Consider the following 26,237-nt stretch of genomic DNA (forward strand, 5'->3'; position numbering starts at 1 on the left):
CAGAAATAGCCTGCTAATTAGCAAGCCCTGTGTTGATTATATTATAAATGAGGCAAAATTTTGGTACTACATTCGCCAAAACCTATTCTAACATCTTTGTTTTCACAAAATCCTTTTAATATCACTGTATCATTGTCTTGAATAAATTTGCGATCACTTCCATTACTCAATTTAATCGGGTTTTCACCATTTTTACTTAATTCTAGCATAGAACCAAATGTACCTTCTCTTGACCCGGAAATAGTGCCACTAGCTAACATGTCTCCACTGTTAAGGGGGCATCCGTTAATGGTGTGATGCGCCAATTGCTCACTCATATTCCAATATAAATATTTAAAATTTGATTTGCTAACTAAAGTAGGTTCATCATTTTCTGGTTGAATAGAAACCTCTAATTTGATATCAAAGGTTTTTTTTCCTTCGGTTTTCAAGTAATCTAAAAGTTTATACTCTGAATTTTTCTTGGGTCCTTCTGTTCTAAAAGGTTCAAGTGCATCTAAGGTGACGATCCAGGGAGAAATAGTACTTGCAAAATTTTTGCCTAAAAATGGACCTAAGGGTACATATTCCCAACGTTGAATGTCTCTCGCACTCCAATCATTAAAAAGTACCATTCCAAAAATGTGATCTTCTGCTTCATGCGCAGGTATAGATTCACCAATATTATTGGCATCTGTTGTAATGAAGGCCATTTCAAGTTCAAAATCTAAAGCACGTGTTGGACCAAAAATTGGGGTTTTAGCTCCTTTTGGCATTTTTTGCCCTAATGGTCTATTAATGGCAATACCACTTGGGATTATAGACGAGCTTCTACCATGATAAGCAATAGGCATGTGATACCAATTGGGCACCATAGCATTTTCTTTTCCACGAAACATTTCACCAACATTGCGTGCGTGTTCCTCGCTAGAGTAAAAATCGGTATAATCTCCAATTTGAACAGGAAGTTGCATTTCAACTTCATCCATTGTAAAAAGGATCACCCGCTGATGTTCTTCATTATTTTTTAATGTCGTATTATTAATATCAAAAATATCAGCAATGCGGTTGCGTACGGTTCGCCAAGTTTTTCTACCATCGGCAATAAAATCATTAAGTGTATCTTGTAAAAAAATATCATCCGTTAAGGGAATACCCTTAAAATAACCCAATTGGTGTAGTGCGCCTAAGTCTATTGCATAGTTACCAATTCGTGTCCCTATTGTAATAATATCATCTCGAGTTAGAAAAACCCCAAAAGGGATGTTCTGGATAGGAAAATCAGAATTTTCTGGCACCTCTAGCCAAGTTTTTCTTTTTGGATCATTTGCTGTTATATGCATTTTTTTTAATTCTAAGATGGTTAAAATAAAGCTATTCAAATATATTATTTTCCCTGTATTAACCGAATGAATTTCTTATTTTTGATAAAATTTTTAACGAATTATAAAGTCATGTATAAAGATAAAGAGATTTTTGATCTTATTCAACGTGAGGAAGAAAGACAATTAAATGGTTTAGAGCTAATTGCAAGTGAAAACTTTGTAAGTAAAGATGTGTTAGCCGCCGCAGGATCTGTGCTTACTAATAAATATGCAGAAGGCTATCCTGGGAAACGCTATTATGGAGGGTGTGAAGTGGTAGACGAGGTAGAACAATTAGCCATTAATAGAGCCAAAGAATTGTTTAATGCAGAATATGTTAATGTTCAACCCCACTCAGGTTCACAAGCAAATACTGCTGTTTTCTCTGTTTGTTTAAAACCCGGAGATACAATTTTAGGATTTGACTTATCACACGGGGGGCATTTGACACACGGTTCGCCTGTAAATTTTTCAGGAAAACTTTATAACCCTGTTTTTTATGGAGTTGAAAAAGAAACGGGATTAATAAACTATGAGCATGTTAAAGAAATGGCACATAAAGAGAAGCCTAAGCTAATCATTGCAGGAGCCTCAGCTTATAGTAGAGAAATTGATTATAAAAAATTTAGAGCAATAGCCGATGAAGTAGGAGCCATTCTATTGGCCGATATGGCTCATCCAGCTGGATTAATAGCTAAAGGCTTAATTCAGGATCCCTTACCTCATTGTCATATTGTTACTACAACTACGCACAAAACCTTACGCGGACCAAGAGGTGGTATGATTTTAATGGGGAAAGATTTTGAAAACCCGTTTGGCTTAAAATTAAAGAGTGGAAAACCAAGAATGATGTCTTCCTTGTTAAATAGTGGTGTATTTCCAGGAAATCAAGGAGGCCCCTTAGAACACATCATTGCAGCTAAAGCAGTAGCCTTTAAGGAAGCACTTTCTGATGAGTTCTTGCATTATATGGTGCAAGTTAAAAAGAATGCTAAGGCTATGGCCGATGCTTTTGTAGAAAAAGGATATGATGTTATTTCTGGAGGTACAGATAATCACATGATGCTTATTGATTTACGGAATAAAGGCGTAACAGGAAAACAAGCCGAAGAAACATTGGTAAAGGCTGAGATTACAGTGAACAAAAATATGGTTCCTTTTGATACACAATCACCGTTTGTTACTTCTGGAATTCGCGTTGGTACACCGGCGATTACGACCAGAGGATTGAAGGAAGAAGATATGCCTCAGGTGGTGACATTTATCGATCAAGTAATCTCAAACATTGAAAATGAGGCCGTAATTCAAGAAACCAAAGAGAAAATTAAGGAAATGATGAGCGGGAAGCCGTTGTTTAAAATGTAATTATGAAAAAATCAACTTTATTTCAAGTATTTCTACTGCTTTTATTAACCTTGCCTGCATCTAAGATACAAGCCCAAGAGTCAATCGATTCAGGACTTCGTAAATTAATAGAGGCTCAAAGCGGCAATATGATAGAAAATGCACTATCGCAAATAATTGTCAATATTCCTGAAAGTAATAGAGATGCCTTTAAAGCCGAAGTGAAAAATATGTTCGACGCAATGTACACCGATGTTATTGCGGTGTATAAAGAGCATTGTACAGAAGCCGATTTAAAGAAGTTACTCGCCTTTTATGAAACTCCTGCTGGTAAAAGAATTTTAGGGAAGACCTCTGAAATTATGATGGAATCGCAAGCTATTGGTCAACAGATGGGAGTAAATAAACTATACCCTTTGATGCAAAAGTATATGGTTGAACAACCCGTTGAAAATGAGGATTAGGCTTAATTGAATTTTTTAAAAACCAAAAAGAGGCTGTTTCGTGACGAACAGCCTCTTTTTTAATATTCTGTTACAGATCCCCAGTTTTCACCGTTTTTTATTCTGTACAATTGCATTTCAGAAATTCCAAACTGTTTAGCAATCATTTTCATACGAGTCCTTCTATTAGGATCATTAATTTTTCGCTTGATTAATTTTACTTTAGATTCTGTTAGTTTAGCGTGAGAGGGTATTTTTCGCTTAATATTTTTAAATTCGGGGTTGGTGAATTGATGACGTTCCTTTTCTTCTTTCGTAGCCCATTTTAAGTTGTCTACATGATTGTTTTTTTTGTCGTAATCGATATGAATTACATATCGATCCTCTTCTGTTTTATTGAGAAAATGTTGTGCGACTAACTTGTGAACATAGCGACTGGTCTTTTTGCCATTGCTTTTTTGAACTACAGGTAAGTTTTGGTAGCCATTGATAAAATATTTCTTAACCAATATTTCTTCAGGCCCTTTACAATTTAAAATTCGACCATAATTAGAGATTTTATATTTCTCTTTCTCTGATATTTTTTCGTCGAATCGAATTACTTTCCACGTTTCGTTTTTTAAATTTCTAATCATAGCCATGATTTTCGAGTCTTACTAAATTTGTAAATAATTGAACTTAAGTTAGTTTAGGTTTCTAACTATAACGGGTAACTATTCTCAAATTTAAAACAAAGTGCGTTTCTACAAGTAATGTTAAGAAACTTTAACGTAATAATAGCTAATTTTAAATTTTTAATCTTTTTTTATTGCCCAAGGTCTGTTAAAGCCTCGAGTTAATCAGTGAAAGAACTACTTTCATAAGCTCCACTGTCGGGTAAGTTGCCATCTCTTTGCATTCCCAAAATATCTATATTGCTTGAAGTAACGGGGTTGGCTAACCCATTTGCTGCAGATTCCTCTCCAATTTGCAATTTATTTAAAGTAGAGTCTTTAAAGTCGGGATCTTCGTTTAGTTTAATTTGAGTGTACAAATTTGAATCGGTAAAATTGTACATAGGGTCATCGGTATACTTATTTTGGAAATCTCTGAATTTAATTAAGGTGTTCTCAAATTTAAAATTAAAATCAGCATCGGGATGAGCATTAAATAATAGTTCTCGGCTTTCATTGCCATAAATAATACAATTGGTGAAATCTGCTTTTTCTAAGGGAGCCAAAAATAACTGATTGGGTGTTTCAAGGACATTTTCTATAAAAACCGCAGGAAATTGCCGAAACCCTTGTCGCCAATAATTGGCAAAAGTACAATTGTTGAATTGGTAATTTCCGCCAAGGCTTAAATTTAAAGCCATCTGACCACAATTATTTATAACTAAATTTTCTGCTGTAACATACCCTGTTCTAGCCAATAAACCAATATTAGAAACATTATAGATTTGGGTGTTGTTCACTTTAAGAGTAGGTGTATTAGACCCATCATTTCCATCTACACGTATTGCGACGCTTGAATTTTTAATGGTAGTATGTTCTATTATATTGTTTGTGCTTCCTTGGGTAAACCACAAAGCCCCCCATTGTCCTGGTACTTCACTAAACTGGGGTTCAAGGCGGTTTCCTTCCATAATGATTTCATTTTCCATTTTTTCAAGATCGGTACTTAATAAACCTTTGGCTTGTAGTGAAGCTTGATTACCAACTAAAATTCCGCTTTGTTGATGAAAATGTAGTCTTGCGCCAGCATCAATATGTAATGTTTTTTGAGGTGGTACGGCAGCATATCCGTAAATTACATAAGGCTTCTCATTGGTGAAATTTAACTCTGTATCGTCTAATAAAAAGCCAGAAATTAATATTTCATTTCCTTCATCGTCAAAACCGAATGATAGTGTTTCTGTACTGCCATCGGCGAATTTCTCGGGATATAGGAAGTGTGCATCTTGAATTAGGGTTACCAGTTCTACACTTTGCTCTTTCTCGGTACCCGAAAAAATCAGTTCATCGGTATATAAAAATTGGGTGGCACTATTGGTAAAATCTTTTATGGCTGCAGTGGTTTCAATAAAAACAAAAATACTGTCTTTGGCATAAATAGGAATATTGCTAAACTTCTTACCCGGTAGGCCATCTACGTTAAGTCTGTATTTAGAGGCTTCACCTTGTGCTAATTTTATTTCGGGAATATGAATATCTTCTTTTGACCGATTGTAAACCGTTAACCTGTAGGTGCTAGAAGCGGTTTGAGTAAAAACAGTGTCTAGGTAAACGGTATCTTTAGAGAAACTTAAATTTCCCGAGCTTGGTAGGGTGTCAAAATCTTTTCTACACGAACTCCAAAAAATCAAGCTTAAAAACAATAAAATCCCATATACCTTTTTCATCCCTGCTATGTTTAAATTAATTTTAATTACCTTTCTTCAATTTCAATTTCAAAAAGAGTATCCCAATGTTTACCCGTGACAAACAGTGTATTTGACTTTTTGTTAAAGGCTATACCATTTAAAACTAAATCTTCATTATTTAATTGTGCTGCATTTCCATTTTCTTTTTTCAATCCGCGTAAGTCAATTAAGCCTTCAATAGCTCCATTTTCCGGATTAATAATGGCAATACCATCTTTCTGCCAAGTGTTGGCATATATTTTTCCGTCTACCCATTCTAATTCGTTTAATCGCGTGCTTAAACTTTTGTGCGTTACCGGTTGTATGTAACTAAGTTCTTCAAGTGTTTTACCGTCTAACTTCCATATTTTTGCAGTACCATCGCTTTTGTAAAAATTTTCACCATCGTTGCAAAGTCCCCAACCTTCTTTACTGGTACCATATTTAAATGTGCCTAGTTTTTTGAGTTGATTTACATCATAAATAAACCCTTGGCCAGCGTGCCAAGTAAGCTGGTATACTTTATCGTTTAATATGCTTATACCTTCGCCAAAATAACGCTTATCTAACTCGATCTTTTTTACCACCTTTCCCGTTTTGTAATCTACTTTACGTAAACTTGAGAATCCATTGCGACCAGTTCCTTCGTAAAGAGTGTCCTTAAAAAACTCTAATCCTTGAGTAAATGCTAAGTTATCGTGCGGATATTTGTTTTTAATTTTATAGGTATAAATCTTTGGAGGCTTGTTGTTATGTAGCACAATTTCTTGTGCAATAGTATATTTTTCGCCAGCTGAATATATTTCAGCTTTAAGCTGATTTTTTCCTAATGGAGCTACTAGTTTAGCAGCTATTTGATTGGTTTTTGATGAACCTAAATATTTATTTGCATAGTAAAGCTGTATACTGTCAAAACTAGTGTCTGTAGGATTATTGAGGGTGAATTTTACTGGGCTTTCACGTTGTAATAAGTCGTTTTTAGCTTTAACTTGAATACTCATTTTAGCTATTTCTTCTTTTTTTGAACTCGAACAAGAAAATAGGCTTGTGGCTAATAAAATGAATGTCAGGTTTTTAAATGTTTTCACGAGATTTTGCTTTAAATTTGTTAGCGAATTTAGTCAAATCTATTAAAAAAATCCTTGCGAAAATAGATAAACCTTGTATATTTGCAGCGGCAAGTCCCACACAACCAGCTCCTGTTGAATCCTCCAGGGCGGGAACGCAGCAAAGGTAAACGGTCGTAGCGGTGTGATGTGGGTAGCTTGCCATTTTTTCATGACATTGGTCAAAGCCTATCTTCTTTTTATTTTACTCTAAATCTTTAATTTTTCTCTTAAAAAAGTAGATATTTGCGCTCTATTATTTTAAATATGAGCAAGCAAGTTGTATTGATTACAGGAGCGTCTTCAGGAATAGGAAAATCTATAGGTATGTTTCTGGTGCAGAAAGGTTACCTCGTTTACGGAACGAGTCGTAATCCTAAAGAAAATGAAATCGATGGCATTAAATTTTTAAAACTCGATGTTACCCAACCAGAAAGTATAGCATTAGCAGTTCAAGAGCTAATCAAAAAAGAGGGTCAAATAGATTATTTGATTAATAATGCAGGAATGGGAATTACGGGTCCTTTAGAAGAAACACCAGATCACGAGATAAAAAAAGTATTCGATACTAATTATTTTGGAGCTTTACGGGTGATTAAAGCCGTTTTACCGCATATGCGTTCTAAACAAAGTGGTTTTATTATCAACATAACCTCAATTGCAGGATATATGGGTTTACCCTTTCGGGGGATTTATTCAGCCACAAAGGGAGCGCTTGAACTGACTACCGAGGCCTACCGTATGGAGCTAAAAACTTTTAATATTAAAATGACCAATATTGCACCAGGTGATTTTGCTACCAATATTGCTGCAGGCAGATACCACGCGCCAGTAATTGCTGGCTCGCCCTATGAAAAAAAGTATAAGGAAACCTTAGCCTTGATGGACGAACACGTAGATAAAGGTCAAGACCCCATCCTTATGGCGAAAAAGGTTTATGCTGTTATGCAAGAAAAGAATCCTACGATACACTATAAGGTAGGAGATTGGCTGCAGAAATTTAGCATTGCTCTCAAACATATTTTGCCAGACAAATGGTATGAAAAAATGTTGATGAAACATTATAAAATGTAAATTTGTAAAAATTTAAAAACAACACAGCATGAAATTTTTTATAGACACAGCAAACTTAGATCAAATAAAAGAAGCTCAGGACTTAGGCGTTCTTGATGGGGTTACTACCAATCCTTCTTTAATGGCTAAAGAAGGTATTACAGGAGAAGTTAACATTAAAAAGCATTACCAAGCTATCTGTGAAATTGTAACAGGAGATGTAAGCGCAGAAGTTATTGCTACGGACTATGATAATATAATTAAAGAGGGGGAAGAACTAGCCGCATTACATGATCAAATTGTGGTGAAAGTTCCTATGATTAAAGACGGCATTAAGGCTTTACGTTATTTTAGTCAAAAAGGGATTAAAACCAATTGTACGCTTGTTTTTTCGGCTGGTCAAGCGTTACTTGCCGCAAAAGCAGGTGCAACCTATGTTTCGCCGTTTATAGGCAGATTAGATGATATCTCAACAGACGGACTCAATTTGATAGCCGAAATAAGACAAATATATGATAACTACGCATTTGAAACCGAAATTCTAGCAGCATCGGTAAGGCATACTATGCACGTTATTGATTGTGCAAAAATTGGTGCCGATGTTATGACAGGACCGCTTTCTTCTATAGAAGGACTCCTTAAACACCCCTTAACCGATATTGGTTTAGAAAAGTTTTTAGCAGACTACAATAAAGGTAATCAATAAAAGTTTTTTTAAAATAGATAAGAAAATCAGTCAAATTTTGGCTGATTTTTTTTTGCACTATAATCATTTAAAAAACTTATTAACACCGGTTAAAAAGTTTTTTAGCCAAGCTGAGATATCTTGTTTACTTTTGGGCATCTAAATTGAAGAAGAGCGAAGTTTTTTTAACTCAAGTACATTAGGGGAATCGTGTGAAAATCACGAACTGTTGCGCAACTGTAAGCAGGATTAAACCTGTCAAGTCAGATTACCTAACTTCTTCAAAGAGGATTTGTTTTCGCATAAAAAGCAAATTCCGTTGTCTTTTGTTTTAAGGTATTATAGCCTTTAGCGGATAACGTATATTTTGTTTTTTGTGTTTTTGTTTCACCTAAAATAAATATACACAATGAGCATTTTTGACAAAAGAGTAAATTACAAACCATTTGAATACCCAGAAGTAATAGAATTTACAGAGGCGATTAACAAATCGTTTTGGGTACACACCGAGGTAGATTTCACCGCAGACGTACAGGACTTTCAGGCTCAACTAACCTTTAATGAAAAGCAAGTTTTAAAAAAGAGCTTATTAGCCATTGCCCAAATTGAGGTGGCGGTAAAATCTTTTTGGGGAGATTTGTATCATCACCTTCCAAAACCAGAATTTAACGGCCTAGGAAGCACTTTTGCCGAATGTGAATTTAGACATTCAGAAGCCTACTCGCGTTTGTTGTCGGTTTTAGGCTATAATCAAGCTTTTGAAGAGCTAATGAATGTACATGTTATCAAAAAACGATTTGAATATTTATCAGAGGCGCTTCAATTTACCCAAGAACAAGACAAAAAGAAATACCTTTTTTCCTTAATCTTATTTGCCATTTTAATAGAGAATGTGTCCTTATTTAGTCAGTTTGCAATCATTCTCTCTTTTACACGATTTAGAGGCTTAATGAAAAATGTGAGTAATATCATCGCATGGACTTCTATAGACGAACAAATTCATGCCAATGCGGGAATATTTATTATCAACAAAATCAAAGAAGAGTTTCCCGAATTCTTTACGGAAGAAACCAAACAAGAAATTACTGGTATTGTTAAAAAATCAATTGATGTCGAAGCAGAAATTCTCGACTGGATTTTTGCAGAAGGTGCTGTAACGCATTTAAACCAATCAGATTTACTTAATTTCATGAAATATAGGACAGACGATAGCCTAAAAAAAATAGGAATGAAACCGCTTTTCAATATTTCGGCGCAAGAATACCAACCTATGCAGTGGTTTGAAGAAGAGGTGTTTGCAAATTCTTTAGATGATTTCTTTGCCAAGCGACCGGTAGATTATACCAAGCACGATAAGAGTATTAGCGCATTAGATTTATTTTAAACAATACTCAAATCCGTAAAGAAAAACAGATGAAAAATTTAAAAGAACGCATTTGTAAATCAAGAACGCAACTGTTTAAAGTAGTTTTTCCTAATACTACCAATCATTATGATACGCTTTTTGGAGGTACTGCCATGCATTTGATGGATGAAGTTGCTTTTATAACCGCTACGCGATTTAGTCGTAAAAAAATGGTGACCATTTCTTCTAGTCAAATAGATTTTAAAGAACCCATTCCTGCCGATACTATTATTGAGCTTATCGGGGAAGTTGTTCGCGTGGGCCGAACGAGTATAAAAGTAAACGTTACCATATATCAAGAAGAGATGTATGAAGAAAACACACGAAAAAAATCAATAGAAGGCCTGTTTACTTTAGTGGCCATAGATGAAAATAAAAAACCAACTCCTATACTGGATTAAATGATTAAAAACATGAACAATATATGGTGGCTTAACGAGGAAAGTGAGCAAATATTAAATAGAGGCTATTTACTAAAAGGAGAAACGGTATCTGGTGCTATAGAACGTGTAGCTACAGCTGCGTCCAATCGATTACAAAAACCTGAATTAAAAGAAGAATTTATCAACATAATAGAGAAGGGCTGGATGAGTCTGAGCTCCCCAATTTGGGCCAATATGGGTACTGAGCGTGGATTGCCAATTTCATGCTTTAATGTACATGTTCCAGATAATATTGAGGGTATTACCCATAAATTGGGAGAAGTGATTATGCAAACCAAAATAGGAGGTGGTACTTCTGGCTATTTTGGCGCTCTTCGAGGTAGAGGTAGTACTGTAACCGATAATGGAAGAAGTAGTGGTGCCGTTTCTTTTATGAAGCTTTTTGATACGGCTATGGATACCATTTCGCAAGGCGGTGTAAGAAGAGGAGCCTTTGCGGCGTATCTAGACGTAGACCATCCCGATATTCTTGAATTTTTGCAAATTAAAGATATCGGTAATCCACTTCAAAATTTATTTTATGGCGTTTGTGTTCCCGATTATTGGATGCAAGAAATGATAGAAGGAGATATGCAAAAAAGAGAAATATGGGCCAAGGTCTTAGCATCTAGACAGCAAAAAGGTTTACCTTACCTCTTTTTTACCGATAATGTAAATAGAAATAAACCTCAGGTATATAAAGATAAAAACTATCAAATTAACGCTAGTAATTTATGCTCAGAAATCATGCTGCCTAGCACGCTAGAAGAATCTTTTATTTGTTGTCTTTCCTCTTTAAATTTAGAACGTTATGAAGAGTGGAAAAATACAAATACCATAGAATTAGCAGTGTTTTTTTTGGATGCTGTTTTAGAGGAGTTTATAGTAAAAACTAAAGATAACCACTATCTTAAGGGCGCTCACAATTTCGCAAAAAGACACCGTGCGCTAGGTTTAGGAGCAATGGGTTGGCATTCTTATTTACAAAAAAACAATATCGCTTTTGAAAGCTTAGAGGCTAAGCAAATGAATTATAAAATATTTGAGCATATTAGCAAGCAAGCTAAAGCAGCTTCACAAAAGTTGGCTGCTTTTTATGGGGAACCAGAATTACTAGAAGGTTACGGATTGCGTAATACAACTTTATTGGCGGTTGCTCCAACCACCTCTTCATCGGCTATTTTAGGCCAGGTTTCTCCAGGTATAGAACCTTATAGTAGTAATTACTATAAAGCTGGTTTATCAAAAGGAAATTTTATGCGAAAGAACCAGTATCTGAAGGCATTACTTCAGCAAAAAGGTATTGATAATGAAGACGTGTGGAGGAGCATAATGTTAAACCACGGCAGCGTGCAACATCTAAACAAATTAACTACACACGAGAAAGCTGTTTTTAAAACCTTTAAAGAAATTAGTCAGTTAGAAATTATACAGCAAGCCTCAATTCGGCAAAAGTTTATTGATCAAGCCCAAAGTTTAAATATTAACATTCCAGCGAGCTTACCTATTAAAGAAGTAAATAAATTGATTATTGAGGCCTGGAAATTAGGTGTTAAAACCTTGTATTACCAAAGAAGCCAAAGTGTTTCTAAAGAATTTGTAGGTAATCTTGTGAATTGTGCTAGTTGTGAGGGGTAAAACAAAGCGAACCTTAAACGGGAGATTCTAAAGACCTTCACGTTTGGGGTTCGTTAATTTTTTCAAATAAAATTATAGGTTTAAAAATTCTAAAACATAATTTTCAAAATCCGGATCACTTATCTGAATGTCACCTCTTACAATTTCACCCTTTTTATTCACAAATAGTATTTTATTAAGGTAGTTATTGTATAAGCTTTTATCGCACTTTAGTTCTTTGATTTGGTATTCAAAATCTTGATTGTAATCAAAGTTACTCAAGGTTTTTTTCCAAATTTTTGGCTCAGTTGCGTCTATGTTAACTCCTATAAAATCAATTTCAGGATACTTATTTCTTAGCTCATTTATTCTATGATGTAATTCCTTATGATGGTTTGAAGAATAAACGGACCAGTAAAATATAATACTATTTCTTTTTACAATTTCTTGGTAGCTTTTGTTTTGATTTTTAGGCGTAACAAGTTCTTTGTCTTTTATGTTTTCACCGATGAAAAAAGAGCGATGAACCTTACCTAGTGCCTTGAGCTGATTGATTAAATCATCAGAAAATCCTAAGGTTTCAACCAAGCTAAGCGTGCCACTTATTTGCTTGTCATTTTCAGAAAATATAATCTGGTTTTTCGCAAATTTTTTAATAAAGTGTTTCCTTAAATTGTCATTCTTAAAAAGCGAATCGGCAAGCTTAAGTCTTCTCTCTAAATTTTCTACATTACTTAAACTAAAACAAGGTCTCCCTAAGTTGTGCGTAATACAATATTCTAAAGATCTGTTTTTTAAATAATTATCAAGAAATCGTTGGTAAATGTAATGACTCGTTAAATCTTCATCATTAAAGTTCACCTGTTTTCTGTAATCAAAGAAGTCTTGAGGTATTTTTTTTCTAAATTCTGTGAAGTATTTATTTATTAAAAATGCGTAGCGTTCACGCAAATCATAATATTCATAATCAATTCCTTTTTTTGCAATATTGAGAAAAGCATCAGAGAACTCATGAACCTCATTTAGCGTATTCAATTTAGCTAAGCGTTCTTGGTGTATAGAATCTGTTTTTTTTAAAAATTCTTGCGGACTAATTTTATAGTAAGATAAAATAAGATCATTATTTTGTTCATTTTGCAAGAACATTTCCATCAATAAATTATTCTTTTCAGCTCCTTTGCCCGAGTACATCAAAGACTCATCAAACTCAAGGGTATTTAATCTAAGTAAGATGCTATCATTTTCTTCAACAAATAAAATTTGACTTTCAGGCTGATGCCGAATGGTAAATAGGCCTAAATCATTATCCTTAAAAACATACTTAAAGCGATTTCTCTTATCTAGAAAGATTGTATCAATAAGCTCTCCTTCGCGCTCAAGGGTCAAAAAATCTTGATTCGGGTTTACAATTTCACCACCCAAAAAACTACCCGTAATCTCATTTGTTTTTGTATTGTCTTGACAACTAGCAACTAATATAGCCACTAACAAAATGCGATAAAAATAATGCCCCATAATTTACATACTAACTCAGCCTTCAAATATAATGTCTTCGTTAAAAGTGCTTTGTTAAGCTGACGTTAAATACAAAACTTAAAAGTTAATTTTTCTTTTCCTAGCTTTATTTACCTACTTTTGCAAAAATTTTACAATCATTATGTTATCAGTATCTAATCTATCGGTTCAGTTTGGTAAGCGTGTATTATTCGATGAAGTGAATACCGCTTTTACCCAAGGAAACTGTTACGGAATCATTGGCGCAAATGGAGCGGGAAAATCTACTTTTTTAAAAATACTTTCTGGAAAAACAGAACCTACCTCGGGCCATGTTCACTTAGAACCAGGTAAGAGAATGTCTGTTTTAGAACAAAATCATAATTTGTTTGATGAATACTCGGTTTTAGAAACAGTTTTACGAGGAAACAAACCTTTGTTTGATATTAAATCTGAGATAGATGCGCTTTATGCAGACTATACCGATGAGAATGCAGAACGAATAGGTGAACTTCAAGTAGCATTTGAAGAGATGGATGGCTGGAATGCAGAAAGCAATGCGGCCGCGCTACTTTCAAATTTAGGTATACCAGCCGATTTGCATTACACCTTAATGAAAGATCTAGATGGTAAACAAAAAGTACGTGTACTTTTGGCGCAAGCTCTATTTGGGAATCCAGATGTATTAATTATGGATGAGCCTACCAATGATTTGGATTATGAAACCATTTCTTGGTTAGAGCATTTTTTAGCCAATTATGATAATACAGTTATAGTAGTATCCCACGATAGGCACTTTTTAGATGCGGTTTGTACCCATATTTCTGATATTGATTTTGGAAAGATAAACCATTATAGCGGTAACTATTCTTTCTGGTATGAATCGTCACAACTGGCAGCTAGACAACGCGCCCAGCAAAATAAAAAAGCCGAAGAAAAGAAAAAGGAATTACAAGAATTCATTCAACGTTTTAGCGCCAATGTAGCCAAATCAAAACAAGCTACTTCGCGTAAAAAGATGATTGAAAAATTAAACATAGAAGAAATTAAACCTTCAAGTCGTCGCTATCCTGCTATTATATTTGAGCGTGAACGCGAAGCAGGAGATCAAATTTTAAATATTGAGAATCTAGAGGCTTCTATAGATGGAGAAACACTGTTTAAAAATATTAATCTTAATCTAAGCAAAGGAGACAAGGTTGTTGTTTTTTCAAGAGACTCTAGAGCAACTACGGCGTTTTATGAAATTATAAATGGTAATCGCGAGGCCGTTAGCGGAAAGTATGAATGGGGTATCACCACCTTACAATCTTATTTGCCTTTAGACAATGCTTCGTTTTTCGAAAATGAATTGTCATTAGTAGATTGGTTGAGACAGTACGCTAAGACAGAGGAGGAGCGAGAAGAAGTTTTTATTCGCGGATTTTTAGGTAAAATGTTATTTAGTGGCGAAGAAGCTTTAAAAACCTCAAATGTTTTGTCAGGAGGAGAAAAAGTGCGCTGTATGTTAAGCCGAATGATGATGATGAGAGCCAATGTCTTGATGCTAGATGAGCCAACCAACCACTTAGATCTAGAATCGATTACCGCTTTTAATAATTCATTAAAGAACTTTAAAGGCACGGTTTTATTCACGACTCATGATCACGAATTTGCTCAAACAGTTGCCAATAGGGTAGTAGAGTTAACACCAAATGGGGTAATAGATCGTTACTTAACATTTGATGAATATATGAGTGATGCAAAAATTAAAGAGCAACGCAATAAATTGTATCAAAAATAAATAGGGTGCAACCCGCTGGTAATTAGCTACCAGCGGGTCGGGTCATCCGCTATATCTTTTTGGCAAGAAAGGCCAAAAAGGATGCCGCTGCTACCCCTTGCACAATAAAAATCCTTTCTTGTTAAATAAAGAAAGGATTTTTTTATTTTAGGCAATTCAATTTAGCGCTATGAAACACTTCCCTAAAGGACATAAAAAATTATTGCGAGCTTGGGCATTTTATGATTGGGCAAACTCTGTTTACAGCTTGGTAATCTCATCGGCCATTTTCCCTATATTTTATGGGGCCCTTACTTTGGTAAAAGACGAGCAAGGAAACATTCTAAATGATCAAATTGATTTTCTTGGTTTTACTTGGAATAATGATACCCTTATAAGCTATGTAACTGCATTAGCTTTTTTAACCATATCCATTTTAAGTCCGTTGCTTAGCGGTATAGCCGATTATCTCGGCAATAAAAAACGTTTTATGCGTTTTTTTAATTATCTAGGCGCCTTCTCGTGTATTGGCTTGTTTTGGTTTAATCTAGAAATACTATGGTTTGGTTTATTTTGCTATTATTTAGCCCTAATCGGGTTTTGGGGTAGTATAGTTTTTTACAATTCCTATCTTCCAGATATTGCCTTTCCTGAACAACAAGATCAAGTAAGTGCTAAAGGATATGCCATGGGATATATTGGTAGTGTTATTCTCTTAATTATTTGTTTAGTACTCATTATGTTTTATGAATTATGGGGTTTTGAAAGCAAGGATTTTCCTACACGCCTGTCTTTTATCTTAACTGGTGTCTGGTGGATCGGCTTTAGCCAGTATACCTATTTGTACTTGCCACAAGGCAATAAAAAAGCATACACCCGAAAGAAAGATGTTTTTTTAAACGGATTTAGAGAGTTAAAATTAATTGCAATAAAAATTAAACAAAACCTTAGCTTGCGCCTTTATCTCTATGCGTTTTTCCTTTATAGCATGGCGGTGCAAACCATTATGTTAATTGCTACTTATTTTGGAATAGAAGAATTAGACTGGGGTGGGCAAGATGCTACCGTAGGACTAATTATTAGCATTTTACTTATTCAATTAGTCGCTGTTTTAGGAGCGCTCTTAACCAGTAGGCTTTCCCGCAAATACGGAAATATACAGGTTTTAATGGGTATAAACTTTATTTGGGTTGCAATATGCGTTTATGCTTATTTTATTAATACACCGCAGCAATTTTACGTTGCCGCTGCATGTGTGGGATTGGTAATGGGGGGTATTCAATCGCTTTCAAGAAGTACTTATTCTAAATTTATTCCAGAAAAAGCAAAAGATACTGCGTCTTACTTTAGTTTTTATGATGTTTCCGAAAAGATAGGAATTGTTATTGGTATGCTTTCTTACGGTTTTGTAGCTCAAGTAACCGGTAGCATACGCTCGGCGATATTATTTTTAATTCTATTCTTTATTTTAGGGATAATACTGCTAACAAGAGTTCCTAGAAAATAACAAAATATTAAGAAATTTTATTTATGTTTGTTTTACCATAAAACTCAACTTAATGAAAAAAATAAACCTACTTTTAAAATCTTTATTTATTGTAACACTTTGTTTAGGTTTTTCTTCTTGTGAAACTGAACCTTTAGAGGGAGAATTCGGTAAATTAAACCCACCAAACAACACTAATTCTGGAAGCTTTTCAGCAGAGATAGATGGGGTTCCTTATACTGCTGCAGGTGCTAAAGCTTGGAGTATACCTACTCTAACTACGCCTCCGGGTGAAGTCGTAGAAATAATTGCAAATGATGGACGCATTTCTAATTCGATGACTTTTATGATAGTGGTAGAGGATGTAAATATGGTTCAGTTGAGCTCCTACCCATTAAGTATAACTGGTTTAGATAATAATGATTTTTGGGCAACAGGAACAGTTACTTTTACAGAAGATATGCAGAGTTTAGAAACGCCTGTAAGTTGGGCGACAAATGAAACTTATGGTGGTACTTTAACCATTACAGAAATTGATAGAACCAATGAGATAATTAAAGGAACTTTTGAATTTGATGCTGAATTAGTATTTGAAGACGATGATAGCCCAAAACTAATTAGTGTTACCAAAGGTAAATTCAATATCCCATATGAACAGGGTCAATAAATTTTTAAAGCTATCTTAAAATTATAAAAGCGCTTTTTTGGATGTCTCGCTATTCATCAAAAAGCGCTTTTACCATGGTAAGAATTCCTCTAAACATTAAAAATACAGATCCGGCGCAAGCCAAAATACCTAGAATGAGAATAGGTAAGTAAAGATCGTTTTCTTGATTATTAAAGGCAGAGTAAATAACCGAAGGTCCTATAAAGGCTAAGGGTAATGCAATGGCTAAATAGCGTACGCCGCGCATTAAAGTGGTTTTATTGGTTCTTTTTGTCATAAACTATTTTTTTTGAATTACTTCAATTGCTTGGCGCACATTTTTGAATTTTTCTAAAACTTCAGCGGCTTTTGTTGGAGAAACATTGGTTGCATCACAGATCATTTTTATAGCACGCTGTTTTAACTTGGTATTGCTTAATTGCATATCTACCATCTTATTTCCTTGAACTCTTCCCATTTGAATCATAACACTGGTGGTTAACATATTTAAAACCATTTTTTGGGCGGTTCCAGCTTTCATTCTTGAGCTTCCCGTTAAAAATTCGGGACCAACTTTAACGGTAATAGGAAAATTGGCTATTTTACTAATCGGGCTGTTGGGATTACAGCTTATCGCTCCCGTCTTAATTTTATTTTGATTACAAAATTCAAGTCCGCCAACTACATAAGGAGTTGTCCCTGAAGCCGCAATACCAACCACGATATCTTGTGTGGTAATATTAAATTTTTGAAGATCTATAGCCGCCTGTTGTGTGTCATCTTCGGCTCCCTCGGCAGCATTTCTTATAGCTTGATCACCACCGGCAATGATACCTATAACAAGTTGAGCAGATACACCAAATGTGGGTGGACATTCACTAGCGTCTAAAATACCTAGCCTACCACTGGTGCCAGCACCTATATAAAACAAACGGCCACCCGCTTGTAATTGTTTACTAATTTGAAGGGCAAGACGCTCGATAGATCCTAATTCTTGTTTAACTGCTAGAGCTACTTTTTGATCTTCCCGATTAATATTTTTTAAAATATCTGCTAGCGGCATTTGTTCTAAATTATCGTACAAGCTAGCCGATTCGGTTATTTTTTCAAATTCATTCATTTGGGATGATAAAATCTAATTCATATTCTTGTGAAATAGAAAAAAAGCCTAAAGCTCTTTTCTCTGGATTATCTTGGTTAACAAAATTACCATTTATTTTTGAAGGAGGCGAAGAAAAGGGGTTGCCGCCCGCTCCTGAATTAGACTGTTGTAATAAAATATTTAAAAAACGTTTATAATCTTGACTTATTCCTTGAATTTTGAAGGTGACGGTGTCTTTAGGTTTCAATTCTTCGCTATAAAATACGGCAGTGGTATTACCATTAAAAAGCTCATCATCTGTAACGCTAACCTCATTGAGTTGGTTGGTAGCCGAAGTGAGAAATAAATAGCAATCTCCTGCAGTATCAGGATCTGTGAAAAAAGCATTGAGTGCACTATTATCGTCTGAAAAGCTTCTTTCGGTAAGTTGAATGGAATCAATCGGTACAGTTTTAAAGAGCTTTGTACGAGCCGAATAAGTTTGTTCCTTATAGTTTACAGTAAGCTCATACTCTGTATTTTCATAAAAGGAAATGGGTAGGGAGTAAAGGCCATCATTTTTAAAAGGCACTTTTTGAGCAGAGTTGTTTACTTGCAGTATTATATCGGCATTATTTACAGGAATTGTTAACTCATCATAAAAATTATTTGTCAAGCTTAATTTAACACGTAAAGTACCGCTTGCTTTATTGGCGTATTGTATAGCATTAGCTTCTATAACTAGTTCTTGTTTTGCTTTAGGCAATTCTAAATCAACTACATCTTCACAAGAGATAAATAATAAAGGTAATGCGATTAGTAATATGTTTTTTAGGCTCATAATTAAAATTTAAATTGATAGGCTATAGCCGGAACTATACCGAATATAGATAGTTGAACGGCCTCATTACGCCCAGAGTCTTCATTTTCTCTAAAGCTAATGTTAGCTGCATTTTTTCTTCCGTAAATGTTATAAATGCTAAAGACCCAAGAACTTTTAAAAGCTCTATCTCTGTTTTTTTTAGGAGTTAAGGTAGCCGAAAAATCGAGATGATGAAAATCGGGTAACCTGTTAGCATTTCGGGTATCGTAATTAGGTACCAATAAACCTAAATATTCATATTTTCCTGTTGGGTAGGTAGTAGGTCGGCCAGTTTGGTATACAAAGCTTGCATTGAATTTCCAGCGCTCGTTGTGGTTGTAATTAGCAACTAATGACAGATCGTGTGTTTTATCCCAACCTGTGTTGTACCATTTACCATTATTTACGCCGGTCTCTGTAGGTGTTCTTCCTGGTGTTCTCTGCTCAGATTTTGATAAAGTGTAGGCTACCCAACCTTGCCATTTACCTTTGGTTTTTTTGAAAAGCAATTCCCAACCGTAGCTACGTGCTTCGCCAGGCAAAATTACGCGCTCAATCTGGTCGTTAATAATTAAATTTGCGCCGTCTATATAATCGACTCTATTTTTAACTTGTTTATAAAATAACTCAGTCTCTAAACTATAATTATCCCAAAGTTTTACATAACCTACCGCCCATTGATCACTTTTTTGTGGTTTAAGGTATCTACCACTAGGGGCCCATATATCGAGTGGAGTAGGAGCATCGTTATTACTTATAAGATGAAGATGCTGGTTGATGCGCTGGTAACTAACTTTAACCGATTTTGTTTCGCTTAAGCGATAGCTGGCCGAAAATCTTGGTTCTAAATGAAAAAAACTTTTTACAATTTCGTTTCTTTTCTGTTTTTGGTAAGCTTCTATTGGAGCCTCTTCATATATTCCAAAGTCTTCATTAAATAGAAGCGGATTGCTATTAGCGTATAAAGCCACTTGATCTTGACCTAATCGGTGAAAAGTATTTAGTCTAGCTCCATATTCTAAAGTAAGTTTTTTACCGATTTTTTGTTTGCTTGATAGATAAATGGCATTTTGCCAAGCGTATTTGTTGACTAAATCTGTGGTGTTAAAGCCAGCATCTGGCCTAGAGGCCTCCAAAAAACCTGGATTAAAACGATAATAATTACTTTGCAAACCATATTCTAAGCTAATGTTTTCATTAAGTCGATGGGTTAAATCGTAACCCAAGCCAAATTCTGTAATACCATTTTTATAATTAAAGCCAATCACATCTAAATTTAAATCGTAAACATAATCAGAGAAAAAGGTTCTCAGATTGCCTTTAAAAGCATCGCTCCACGTAGATAAAAGGTTTAAGCTTATAACAGAATTACCAAAAATATTTTTAAAAGAATTATTTATATTAAATACATCTCTGCCAAAGTAAGAGCTTATTGAAAGTTGATGTCGAGTATTAAAAATATGGGTTAATTGCGCATTGATATCATAAAAATAAGCACTATTTGGATTATCGGCAAGTTTTAAAAACAAGTGCGCATAAGAACTTCTACCTCCAATTAAAAAACTGGTTTTGTCTTTTTTTATGGGTCCATTAATAAGTATTTTGCTGCTAACCAATCCTAAACTCCCCTCGGTTTGTAATGTTTTGAAATTACCTTCTTTTTGTTCAATGTTTAAAATAGACGAAACACGATTCCCGAATTTTGATGGAATCCCACCTTTATATAATGTAAGGCTTTGGATGGCATCGGGTTGTAGTACAGAAAAAAATCCGAAAAGGTGAGAGTCATTGTAAAGTGTGGCACCATCAAGAAGTACTAAGTTCTGATCGGCAGCACCGCCGCGAACATTAAAACCGCCCGCGCCTTCTCCTGTATTACTAACCCCTGGAAGTAAAATTAAGGACTTTAAAAAATCTTTTTCACCCAATACCACAGGAATAGACTCTAGGTCTTTTGCTTGTAAACTGTTTACGCTCATTTGAGCTTGTTCTAATTTTGATTGACGAACATCTTGGGTAATAACAATTTCTCCTAATTCTTGAGTGTTCTCTTTTAACTCTATATTTAGATTAATCGATTGATTTAAGTTTATATCTAGATATTTTGTTTCGAACCCTAAGCAAGAAATTTCTAATTTATAATTTCCTTCGGGAAGGCTAAAGGAAAACTTTCCGTCAAAATCGGTTACATCACCTTTAGATGTATTTTCGGACCTGATATTTACGCCCATAATTGGCTCTTGTGTGGAAGTGGCAATGATCTTACCTGAAATTTGATAATTCTTTTGGTTGTTCTGGGCAAAACTATTAAAATGAAAAAAGAGTAGTAGTAGTGGTAGGAGGACTTTCAATTTTTTAGCGTAAATATACTTCGTTTTAAGCTAAAACAAGCGTTAATACTTAGATAAAGATAAGAAATTTTTAGTGAGAAATAGACTTGCAGCCAATTATAAAAAATGACAAAACACTGATAATCAATATGTTAAATTTGTATTAAATATTAAATTGATCTATACATCTTATCAGTAATTTTGTTGTATCTTTGCACGGCAAAAATAGAAGGCGGTTTATGGTTTTCATAGATAGTAAAAGTCCTTCTGAAACTTTAAGATTTGAAGAAAAAGATGATAAAATTAACCACGGTAGCTGTTTTGGGTGCTGTGTTATTTTTAAGTTTTTCAACAAAAAAAGAGGCAATCCGTTTAACGGCCTCAACCGATAATCTTCCAGATTATTACACGGTAAAATCTTCTCAAGAATTGTTAGCCCAAAGAAAAATAAATTATCCCATTTTAGGAAAGGGTTATTTAGGCTTTAAAGAAGCACTTGCATTTAAGGAATCGGGGGGCGACTATTCGGTAATTAATCAGTTTGGTTATTTAGGAAAATATCAGTTCGGGTCTGGTACCTTAGAATTGGTAGGTGTTTATGATAGCCTTGGCTTCTTAAATTCGCCAGCTATGCAAGAGGCTGCATTTTATGCTAATGCCTCGCGCAACAAGTGGATTCTACGTAGAGAAATAAAAAATTATGTAGGAAAAAAGGTTAACCAAGTACTTGTAACCGAATCGGGTATTTTAGCTGCGGCTCATTTGGCTGGACCAGGGAATGTAAAAAAGTTTTTACGTTCTCAAGGTAAGAATAGTTTTTCAGATGCGTTTGGATCTAGTATTTCTTTTTATATGAAAAAGTTCGCTGGCTATGATACTAGTTTTATAGAACCCAACAGAAAAGCAAAGGTAGATTTAAAACAATTAGACGCAGACTTTACCGCTTACATTAATTAAAATGTTCTTTTTGAAATATAAAAATAGTGGGCTTTTTATGAAGGTCCACTTTTTGCTTTGACCATTCTTTTACGGGTAAGGTTTTTATAAACTCTTCGCTGGTGCTGATATTGCAAGCGATACAAAGTTGAGTGTTAGGGTTTAAACTACTTAATAATTGGTCTAAAAATTTGTTGTTTCTATAGGGAGTCTCAATAAAAACTTGAGCCTGCTGATGCTCAAAAGAATGTTTTTCTAATCGTTTAATGGCCGCTTTTTTTTCACCTTTATCAATGGGTAAATATCCATTGAAAGCGAAATTTTGGCCGTTTAAACCACTAGCCATCATAGCTAGTAGTATGGAAGAAGGACCAACTAACGGAATTACCTGAATGTTTTTTTGGTGCGCTAGTTTAACAATTTGGGCACCTGGATCTGCTACACCTGGGCATCCTGCTTCACTCATTAGCCCCATAGGTTCGCCGCTAAGACAAGCCTCTAAAAAATAAGGTATATCTAAGGGATCTGTAAATTTATTTAAAACTTTAAAATTTAGTTTTACTTGAGATTTATTAGGAGCAACTTGCTTAATGAATCTTCGTGCTGTTTTCTCGTTTTCGGCAATAAAATGAGTGATTTTGTTGACATGCTCAATTACTTGTGGAGATAGCACATTGATTAAATCGTCATTACCTAAGCCAGTAGGAATCAAATATAAAGCTGCCGCTGATTTTGTCATCAAGAATCCTTATTTATCTTCTTTATGATCTCATCTGTAGCCTCATCCAGTAAGGAATAAACATGCTGAAAGCCATGATCCCCGCCATAATAAGGGTCTGGTACATCAGCATTTTCATCCACAAACAATTCATTTAGAATTAAGTGTACTTTTTTCTTATCTTGATTTGTTCTTGCCAGCTTAACTATATCTTTATAGTTAGAATTATCCATAACATAGATAAGATCAAACCGGTCAAAATCCTTTACTTCAAATTGTCGTCCACGCTGTTGGCTAATATCTAAATTGTGTTTTCTGGCAATAGCTATAGATCGTTTATCTGGCGCATCATTAACGTGGTAATTTGAGGTACCCGCAGAGTCTACAAAAACTTTATTAGGGTCTACTTTGCTTTTAAGCAAGCCTTCGGCTAAAGGTGACCTACATATATTTCCTAAGCAAACCATTAAAACCCGCATCATCCTATATTGTTAATCGTTTATCAAGCTCTTCTACAAATTTCTTAAATTGTTTATCTGTAGTCGATAAATTATTTACCGTTTTACACGCGTGAAGTACGGTGGCGTGATCGCGCTTACCAATTTGCGAGCCTATACTGGCTAAACTCGCTTTGGTTAACTTTTTTGCAAAAAACATGGCCAATTGTCTAGCTTGTACAATATGTCTTTTTCTTGTCTTTGATTGTAAAGTCGCTACATCCATTTGAAAATAATCACTTACCACCTTTTGTATGTAATCTATAGAAAGTTCTTTTTTGGTGTGTTTAACGTAATTTTCAACAATTTTACGTGCCAAATCTATGGTGATTTCTTTTTTGTTAAAAGAAGAATGAGCAATTAATGAAATGATAGCTCCTTCTAATTCACGAATATTGGTTTGTATATTGTTGGCTAAATATTCAATTATATCCTGAGGCATTTCTACACCATCACGATACAGTTTGTTTTCAATTATTTTTACGCGGGTTTCAAAATCTGGATTTTGTAATTCCGCCGAAAGGCCCCATTTAAAGCGCGATAATAAACGTTGTTCAATATCTTGCATATCAACCGGTGCTTTATCACTGGTTAGAATTACTTGCTTTCCATTTTGATGCAGGTGGTTGAATATATGGAAAAATACATCCTGTGTTCCAGATTTACCCGATAGTAATTGAATATCATCTACAATAAGAACATCTATAATCTGATAAAAATGGATAAAATCATTTCTGTTGTTTTTACGAACAGATTCTATGTGTTGTTGGGTAAATTTTTCGGCAGAAATATATAATACCGTTTTTTCAGGATACTTTTCTTTTACCTCTACCCCTATAGCATGGGCTAAGTGTGTTTTTCCCAAACCTACACCACCAAATATTAAAAGAGGGTTGAAAGATGTTCCTCCAGGTTTGTTTGAAACCGCCATTCCAGCATTTCTAGCTAGGCGGTTAGAGTCTCCTTCTAAAAAATTCTCGAAACTATAATTAGCATTTAGCTGCGAGTCTATTTTAAGGTTACGAATACCCGGAATGATAAAAGGGTTTTTAAGCTCTGGCTTTTTGCTTTTTGAGGGTCGATCTATTTCTTGTGGAGAAACAGTTGAACGCTGAGTACTAGGAATCTTCTCGGTAAACGGACTTTTATTGCCGTAAGTATTCTCCATTTTGATAACATAGACCAGTTTAGCCTGCTTACCTAATTCTTTTGTTAGAGATACTTTTAAAATATTTACATAGTGCTCTTCTAACCATTCATAAAAAAATTTAGAGGGTACCTGTATGCTCAAGGCATTATCTGTTAATTTGATTGCTTTTATCGGCTCAAACCATGTTTTGTATGCTTGAGGTGTAATGTTGTCTTGTATAAAAGCCAAGCAATTATTCCAAACTGATTGCGCAGTTTTACCCATTCTTGTTATTTTTATTTTAGGTTAGTACTTAAATTAATGCTAATAAGTAAATTACAGGAAAACCCCTTTTACTTATTTGGGAAAACAAATATGTGAACAAAAAAGCTAATAAAAAAACCATAATGCTATTGAATATTTGGTTTTTTTTCGCCATACTTAAAAAGAGAAATGATAAACAAATTTATTACTATTGTATTTTATGAAAAAATCATTAAGCAGCTTCAAAGTACGCTACGCCGAAACCGATCAGATGGGGGTGGTGCATCACGCTAATTACGCATTATACTTGGAGGCAGCGCGATTAGACTGGTTAAATCAATTTGGTATTTCTTATAAGAAAATGGAAGAGGAGGGCATATTTTTGCCCGTTTATGAATTGTCTTCAAAGTATATAAAATCTGCCTTTTTTGATGATGAAATTACGGTAGAAACAAGTTTACGCGAGAAGCCAGGGGTAAAGATTATTTTTGACTATGTTATATATAATAATCTTCAAGAAATTATTCATGAAGCAAATATAACCTTGGTCTTTATGGATGCTAAAACAAAACGCCCCATAAAGTGTCCAGACGCTATTTTAAAAGCTATGGGATTTTAAATTTTATTCGTCTATTTTTTTGATTTCAACACCATAAACCTTGTTGAATTTTTCAAACACCTTTTCACTCTCCGTTTTTCTTACACTAAAAGTAATTTTACATGCAATAAGAAACTCTTGGGTAAGCGGTTCAATTTGCTCTTCTTTTAAAATGCGCATAACTTGGTTCATTAAAGGATAGTCAAAATTAATTTGAAAGCTAGTTTTTATAGTTTTCTTTATAATTTTTGAAGCTTCCAAAGCCATTTGCGCACTTGTTTTATACGCACTAATCAATCCGCCTACCCCTAATTTGGTGCCTCCAAAATAACGTACAACAACAACTAATACCTGGGTGACATTAAAAGCTTGTAATTGCCCGTAAATGGGCATACCTGCCGAGTTATTTGGTTCTCCATCGTCGTTAGCCCGGTAATTTTCGTAGCGGGCACCAAGTTGCCAAGCATAACACCAATGACGAGCCTTATGATGTCGGGTTTTTAAATCGGTTAAGATTTCTTGAATTTGCGCTTCGTTTTTTACAGGGAAAGCATAACCGTAAAATTTACTTCCCTTTTCTTTATATAAGGTTTCTTTTCCAGGCTCTAGCAAAGTTAGGTAAGCGTCTTCTTTCAA

The 26,237-nt window shown here is 34.7% G+C and carries 25 protein-coding genes, 1 other RNA gene and 1 riboswitch; of the genes, 13 read left to right on the forward strand and 13 right to left on the reverse strand.

Annotated elements, in window-relative coordinates; genetic code table 11:
• Positions 1 to 41: 41 nt before the first annotated feature.
• Entirely contained in the window at positions 42 to 1,322 is a 1,281-nt protein-coding gene (fahA, locus tag ACH2AZ_RS00505; RefSeq protein ID WP_379044975.1) for a fumarylacetoacetase, read from the reverse strand.
• Between the two features lie 111 nt (positions 1,323 to 1,433).
• Here fahA and glyA point away from each other — a divergent pair, with 111 nt between their 5' ends.
• Complete coding sequence (gene glyA, locus ACH2AZ_RS00510) at positions 1,434 to 2,708, forward strand: serine hydroxymethyltransferase (protein ID WP_379044973.1); 1,275 nt, start codon at positions 1,434 to 1,436, stop codon at positions 2,706 to 2,708.
• A 2-nt stretch (positions 2,709 to 2,710) separates the two neighbouring features.
• On the forward strand, positions 2,711 to 3,151 hold the full coding sequence (locus ACH2AZ_RS00515; protein ID WP_379044970.1) for a DUF2059 domain-containing protein: 441 nt from the start codon (positions 2,711 to 2,713) through the stop codon (positions 3,149 to 3,151).
• Positions 3,152 to 3,210: 59 nt separating this feature from the next.
• On the opposite strand, the gene ACH2AZ_RS00520 is transcribed toward ACH2AZ_RS00515, so the two are convergent.
• From ACH2AZ_RS00520 to ACH2AZ_RS00530, 3 genes are all read right to left on the reverse strand, one after another.
• Positions 3,211 to 3,765 (reverse strand): HNH endonuclease, encoded by a 555-nt coding sequence (locus ACH2AZ_RS00520; RefSeq protein WP_379045379.1) that lies wholly within the window; start codon positions 3,763 to 3,765, stop codon positions 3,211 to 3,213.
• A gap of 200 nt (positions 3,766 to 3,965) precedes the next feature.
• Positions 3,966 to 5,510, reverse strand: coding sequence for a hypothetical protein (locus ACH2AZ_RS00525; RefSeq protein ID WP_394906152.1), 1,545 nt, complete (start codon positions 5,508 to 5,510; stop codon positions 3,966 to 3,968).
• 26 nt (positions 5,511 to 5,536) lie between these two features.
• The gene (locus tag ACH2AZ_RS00530; RefSeq protein ID WP_394906153.1) at positions 5,537 to 6,598 is read right to left on the reverse strand and encodes a glutaminyl-peptide cyclotransferase; all 1,062 of its coding nucleotides are present in this window, start codon (positions 6,596 to 6,598) and stop codon (positions 5,537 to 5,539) included.
• An 87-nt stretch (positions 6,599 to 6,685) separates the two neighbouring features.
• Here ACH2AZ_RS00530 and ffs point away from each other — a divergent pair.
• From ffs to ACH2AZ_RS00560, 6 genes are all read left to right on the forward strand, one after another.
• Positions 6,686 to 6,784: signal recognition particle sRNA small type (ffs, locus tag ACH2AZ_RS00535), an RNA gene on the forward strand.
• Positions 6,785 to 6,883: 99 nt separating this feature from the next.
• Positions 6,884 to 7,690: an SDR family oxidoreductase gene (locus ACH2AZ_RS00540; protein ID WP_394906154.1), complete on the forward strand. Its 807-nt coding sequence runs from the start codon at positions 6,884 to 6,886 to the stop codon at positions 7,688 to 7,690.
• A 28-nt stretch (positions 7,691 to 7,718) separates the two neighbouring features.
• Entirely contained in the window at positions 7,719 to 8,375 is a 657-nt protein-coding gene (fsa, locus tag ACH2AZ_RS00545; RefSeq protein ID WP_394906155.1) for a fructose-6-phosphate aldolase, read from the forward strand.
• 140 nt (positions 8,376 to 8,515) lie between these two features.
• A riboswitch (cobalamin riboswitch) is annotated at positions 8,516 to 8,649 on the forward strand.
• 114 nt (positions 8,650 to 8,763) lie between these two features.
• Positions 8,764 to 9,738, forward strand: coding sequence for a ribonucleotide-diphosphate reductase subunit beta (locus tag ACH2AZ_RS00550; RefSeq protein WP_394906156.1), 975 nt, complete (start codon positions 8,764 to 8,766; stop codon positions 9,736 to 9,738).
• A gap of 29 nt (positions 9,739 to 9,767) precedes the next feature.
• Positions 9,768 to 10,160, forward strand: a complete 393-nt coding sequence (locus ACH2AZ_RS00555; RefSeq protein ID WP_379044952.1) for an acyl-CoA thioesterase — start codon at positions 9,768 to 9,770, stop codon at positions 10,158 to 10,160.
• A gap of 12 nt (positions 10,161 to 10,172) precedes the next feature.
• Positions 10,173 to 11,819, forward strand: a complete 1,647-nt coding sequence (locus tag ACH2AZ_RS00560) for a ribonucleoside-diphosphate reductase subunit alpha (protein WP_394906157.1) — start codon at positions 10,173 to 10,175, stop codon at positions 11,817 to 11,819.
• Positions 11,820 to 11,891: 72 nt separating this feature from the next.
• Here ACH2AZ_RS00560 and ACH2AZ_RS00565 read toward each other — a convergent pair whose 3' ends face one another.
• A complete protein-coding gene (locus ACH2AZ_RS00565) occupies positions 11,892 to 13,313 on the reverse strand; it encodes a hypothetical protein (RefSeq protein WP_379044946.1) in 1,422 nt (473 codons plus the stop codon).
• A gap of 142 nt (positions 13,314 to 13,455) precedes the next feature.
• Between ACH2AZ_RS00565 and ACH2AZ_RS00570 the strand changes: the two genes are divergently transcribed.
• The 3 genes from ACH2AZ_RS00570 (at position 13,456) to ACH2AZ_RS00580 (ending at position 17,207) form a co-directional block, all read left to right on the forward strand.
• Positions 13,456 to 15,075, forward strand: coding sequence for an ABC-F family ATP-binding cassette domain-containing protein (locus ACH2AZ_RS00570; RefSeq protein ID WP_394906158.1), 1,620 nt, complete (start codon positions 13,456 to 13,458; stop codon positions 15,073 to 15,075).
• Between the two features lie 169 nt (positions 15,076 to 15,244).
• Positions 15,245 to 16,561 carry an MFS transporter gene (locus ACH2AZ_RS00575; protein WP_394906159.1) on the forward strand — a complete coding sequence of 439 codons (1,317 nt, stop codon included), beginning with the start codon at positions 15,245 to 15,247 and terminating at the stop codon, positions 16,559 to 16,561.
• Between the two features lie 52 nt (positions 16,562 to 16,613).
• The gene (locus tag ACH2AZ_RS00580) at positions 16,614 to 17,207 is read left to right on the forward strand and encodes a hypothetical protein (RefSeq protein WP_394906160.1); all 594 of its coding nucleotides are present in this window, start codon (positions 16,614 to 16,616) and stop codon (positions 17,205 to 17,207) included.
• 49 nt (positions 17,208 to 17,256) lie between these two features.
• Here the strand turns inward: ACH2AZ_RS00580 and ACH2AZ_RS00585 are convergent, their stop codons facing one another.
• From ACH2AZ_RS00585 to ACH2AZ_RS00600, 4 genes are read right to left on the reverse strand one after another with little or no spacing between them, the layout of a single operon-like run.
• The gene (locus tag ACH2AZ_RS00585) at positions 17,257 to 17,484 is read right to left on the reverse strand and encodes a DUF6095 family protein (RefSeq protein WP_394906161.1); all 228 of its coding nucleotides are present in this window, start codon (positions 17,482 to 17,484) and stop codon (positions 17,257 to 17,259) included.
• Between the two features lie 3 nt (positions 17,485 to 17,487).
• On the reverse strand, positions 17,488 to 18,306 hold the full coding sequence (gene murQ, locus ACH2AZ_RS00590) for an N-acetylmuramic acid 6-phosphate etherase (RefSeq protein ID WP_394906162.1): 819 nt from the start codon (positions 18,304 to 18,306) through the stop codon (positions 17,488 to 17,490).
• Positions 18,299 to 19,108 carry a DUF4249 family protein gene (locus ACH2AZ_RS00595; RefSeq protein WP_394906163.1) on the reverse strand — a complete coding sequence of 270 codons (810 nt, stop codon included), beginning with the start codon at positions 19,106 to 19,108 and terminating at the stop codon, positions 18,299 to 18,301. The genes murQ and ACH2AZ_RS00595 overlap by 8 nt, the downstream gene beginning before the upstream one ends.
• 2 nt (positions 19,109 to 19,110) lie before the next feature.
• Positions 19,111 to 21,480, reverse strand: a complete 2,370-nt coding sequence (locus tag ACH2AZ_RS00600) for a TonB-dependent receptor domain-containing protein (protein ID WP_394906164.1) — start codon at positions 21,478 to 21,480, stop codon at positions 19,111 to 19,113.
• Between the two features lie 273 nt (positions 21,481 to 21,753).
• Here ACH2AZ_RS00600 and ACH2AZ_RS00605 point away from each other — a divergent pair, with 273 nt between their 5' ends.
• Positions 21,754 to 22,416 carry a peptidoglycan-binding protein LysM gene (locus ACH2AZ_RS00605; protein ID WP_394906165.1) on the forward strand — a complete coding sequence of 221 codons (663 nt, stop codon included), beginning with the start codon at positions 21,754 to 21,756 and terminating at the stop codon, positions 22,414 to 22,416.
• On the opposite strand, the gene ACH2AZ_RS00610 is transcribed toward ACH2AZ_RS00605, so the two are convergent.
• The 3 genes from ACH2AZ_RS00610 to dnaA are packed head-to-tail and all read right to left on the reverse strand — an operon-like array spanning position 22,409 to position 25,024.
• Positions 22,409 to 23,134 (reverse strand): SAM-dependent methyltransferase, encoded by a 726-nt coding sequence (locus tag ACH2AZ_RS00610; RefSeq protein WP_379044919.1) that lies wholly within the window; start codon positions 23,132 to 23,134, stop codon positions 22,409 to 22,411. The two genes, ACH2AZ_RS00605 and ACH2AZ_RS00610, sit on opposite strands and share 8 nt — an antisense overlap.
• Positions 23,134 to 23,595, reverse strand: coding sequence for a low molecular weight protein-tyrosine-phosphatase (locus tag ACH2AZ_RS00615; protein WP_394906166.1), 462 nt, complete (start codon positions 23,593 to 23,595; stop codon positions 23,134 to 23,136). The genes ACH2AZ_RS00610 and ACH2AZ_RS00615 overlap by 1 nt, the downstream gene beginning before the upstream one ends.
• Before the next feature lies 1 nt (position 23,596).
• The gene (gene dnaA, locus ACH2AZ_RS00620; RefSeq protein ID WP_379044912.1) at positions 23,597 to 25,024 is read right to left on the reverse strand and encodes a chromosomal replication initiator protein DnaA; all 1,428 of its coding nucleotides are present in this window, start codon (positions 25,022 to 25,024) and stop codon (positions 23,597 to 23,599) included.
• 199 nt (positions 25,025 to 25,223) lie between these two features.
• Between dnaA and ACH2AZ_RS00625 the strand changes: the two genes are divergently transcribed.
• Positions 25,224 to 25,622 carry an acyl-CoA thioesterase gene (locus ACH2AZ_RS00625; protein ID WP_394906167.1) on the forward strand — a complete coding sequence of 133 codons (399 nt, stop codon included), beginning with the start codon at positions 25,224 to 25,226 and terminating at the stop codon, positions 25,620 to 25,622.
• 3 nt (positions 25,623 to 25,625) lie between these two features.
• On the opposite strand, the gene ACH2AZ_RS00630 is transcribed toward ACH2AZ_RS00625, so the two are convergent.
• Positions 25,626 to 26,237 carry an IMPACT family protein gene (locus ACH2AZ_RS00630; protein ID WP_394906168.1) on the reverse strand — a complete coding sequence of 204 codons (612 nt, stop codon included), beginning with the start codon at positions 26,235 to 26,237 and terminating at the stop codon, positions 25,626 to 25,628.

The organism is uncultured Mesonia sp. (assembly GCA_947499595.1).
Lineage (GTDB): Bacteria > Bacteroidota > Bacteroidia > Flavobacteriales > Flavobacteriaceae > Mesonia > Mesonia sediminis.

Coding starts and splice junctions, on each gene's coding strand:
- fahA (WP_379044975.1), bottom strand. CDS start 1,322: ATGCATATAACAGCAAATGATCCAAAAAGAAAAACTTGGCTAGAGGTG.
- glyA (WP_379044973.1), top strand. CDS start 1,434: ATGTATAAAGATAAAGAGATTTTTGATCTTATTCAACGTGAGGAAGAA.
- ACH2AZ_RS00515 (WP_379044970.1), top strand. CDS start 2,711: ATGAAAAAATCAACTTTATTTCAAGTATTTCTACTGCTTTTATTAACC.
- ACH2AZ_RS00520 (WP_379045379.1), bottom strand. CDS start 3,765: ATGATTAGAAATTTAAAAAACGAAACGTGGAAAGTAATTCGATTCGAC.
- ACH2AZ_RS00525 (WP_394906152.1), bottom strand. CDS start 5,510: ATGAAAAAGGTATATGGGATTTTATTGTTTTTAAGCTTGATTTTTTGG.
- ACH2AZ_RS00540 (WP_394906154.1), top strand. CDS start 6,884: ATGAGCAAGCAAGTTGTATTGATTACAGGAGCGTCTTCAGGAATAGGA.
- fsa (WP_394906155.1), top strand. CDS start 7,719: ATGAAATTTTTTATAGACACAGCAAACTTAGATCAAATAAAAGAAGCT.
- ACH2AZ_RS00550 (WP_394906156.1), top strand. CDS start 8,764: ATGAGCATTTTTGACAAAAGAGTAAATTACAAACCATTTGAATACCCA.
- ACH2AZ_RS00555 (WP_379044952.1), top strand. CDS start 9,768: ATGAAAAATTTAAAAGAACGCATTTGTAAATCAAGAACGCAACTGTTT.
- ACH2AZ_RS00560 (WP_394906157.1), top strand. CDS start 10,173: ATGAACAATATATGGTGGCTTAACGAGGAAAGTGAGCAAATATTAAAT.
- ACH2AZ_RS00565 (WP_379044946.1), bottom strand. CDS start 13,313: ATGGGGCATTATTTTTATCGCATTTTGTTAGTGGCTATATTAGTTGCT.
- ACH2AZ_RS00570 (WP_394906158.1), top strand. CDS start 13,456: ATGTTATCAGTATCTAATCTATCGGTTCAGTTTGGTAAGCGTGTATTA.
- ACH2AZ_RS00575 (WP_394906159.1), top strand. CDS start 15,245: ATGAAACACTTCCCTAAAGGACATAAAAAATTATTGCGAGCTTGGGCA.
- ACH2AZ_RS00580 (WP_394906160.1), top strand. CDS start 16,614: ATGAAAAAAATAAACCTACTTTTAAAATCTTTATTTATTGTAACACTT.
- ACH2AZ_RS00585 (WP_394906161.1), bottom strand. CDS start 17,484: ATGACAAAAAGAACCAATAAAACCACTTTAATGCGCGGCGTACGCTAT.
- murQ (WP_394906162.1), bottom strand. CDS start 18,306: ATGAATGAATTTGAAAAAATAACCGAATCGGCTAGCTTGTACGATAAT.
- ACH2AZ_RS00595 (WP_394906163.1), bottom strand. CDS start 19,108: ATGAGCCTAAAAAACATATTACTAATCGCATTACCTTTATTATTTATC.
- ACH2AZ_RS00605 (WP_394906165.1), top strand. CDS start 21,754: ATGATAAAATTAACCACGGTAGCTGTTTTGGGTGCTGTGTTATTTTTA.
- ACH2AZ_RS00610 (WP_379044919.1), bottom strand. CDS start 23,134: ATGACAAAATCAGCGGCAGCTTTATATTTGATTCCTACTGGCTTAGGT.
- ACH2AZ_RS00615 (WP_394906166.1), bottom strand. CDS start 23,595: ATGATGCGGGTTTTAATGGTTTGCTTAGGAAATATATGTAGGTCACCT.
- dnaA (WP_379044912.1), bottom strand. CDS start 25,024: ATGGGTAAAACTGCGCAATCAGTTTGGAATAATTGCTTGGCTTTTATA.
- ACH2AZ_RS00625 (WP_394906167.1), top strand. CDS start 25,224: ATGAAAAAATCATTAAGCAGCTTCAAAGTACGCTACGCCGAAACCGAT.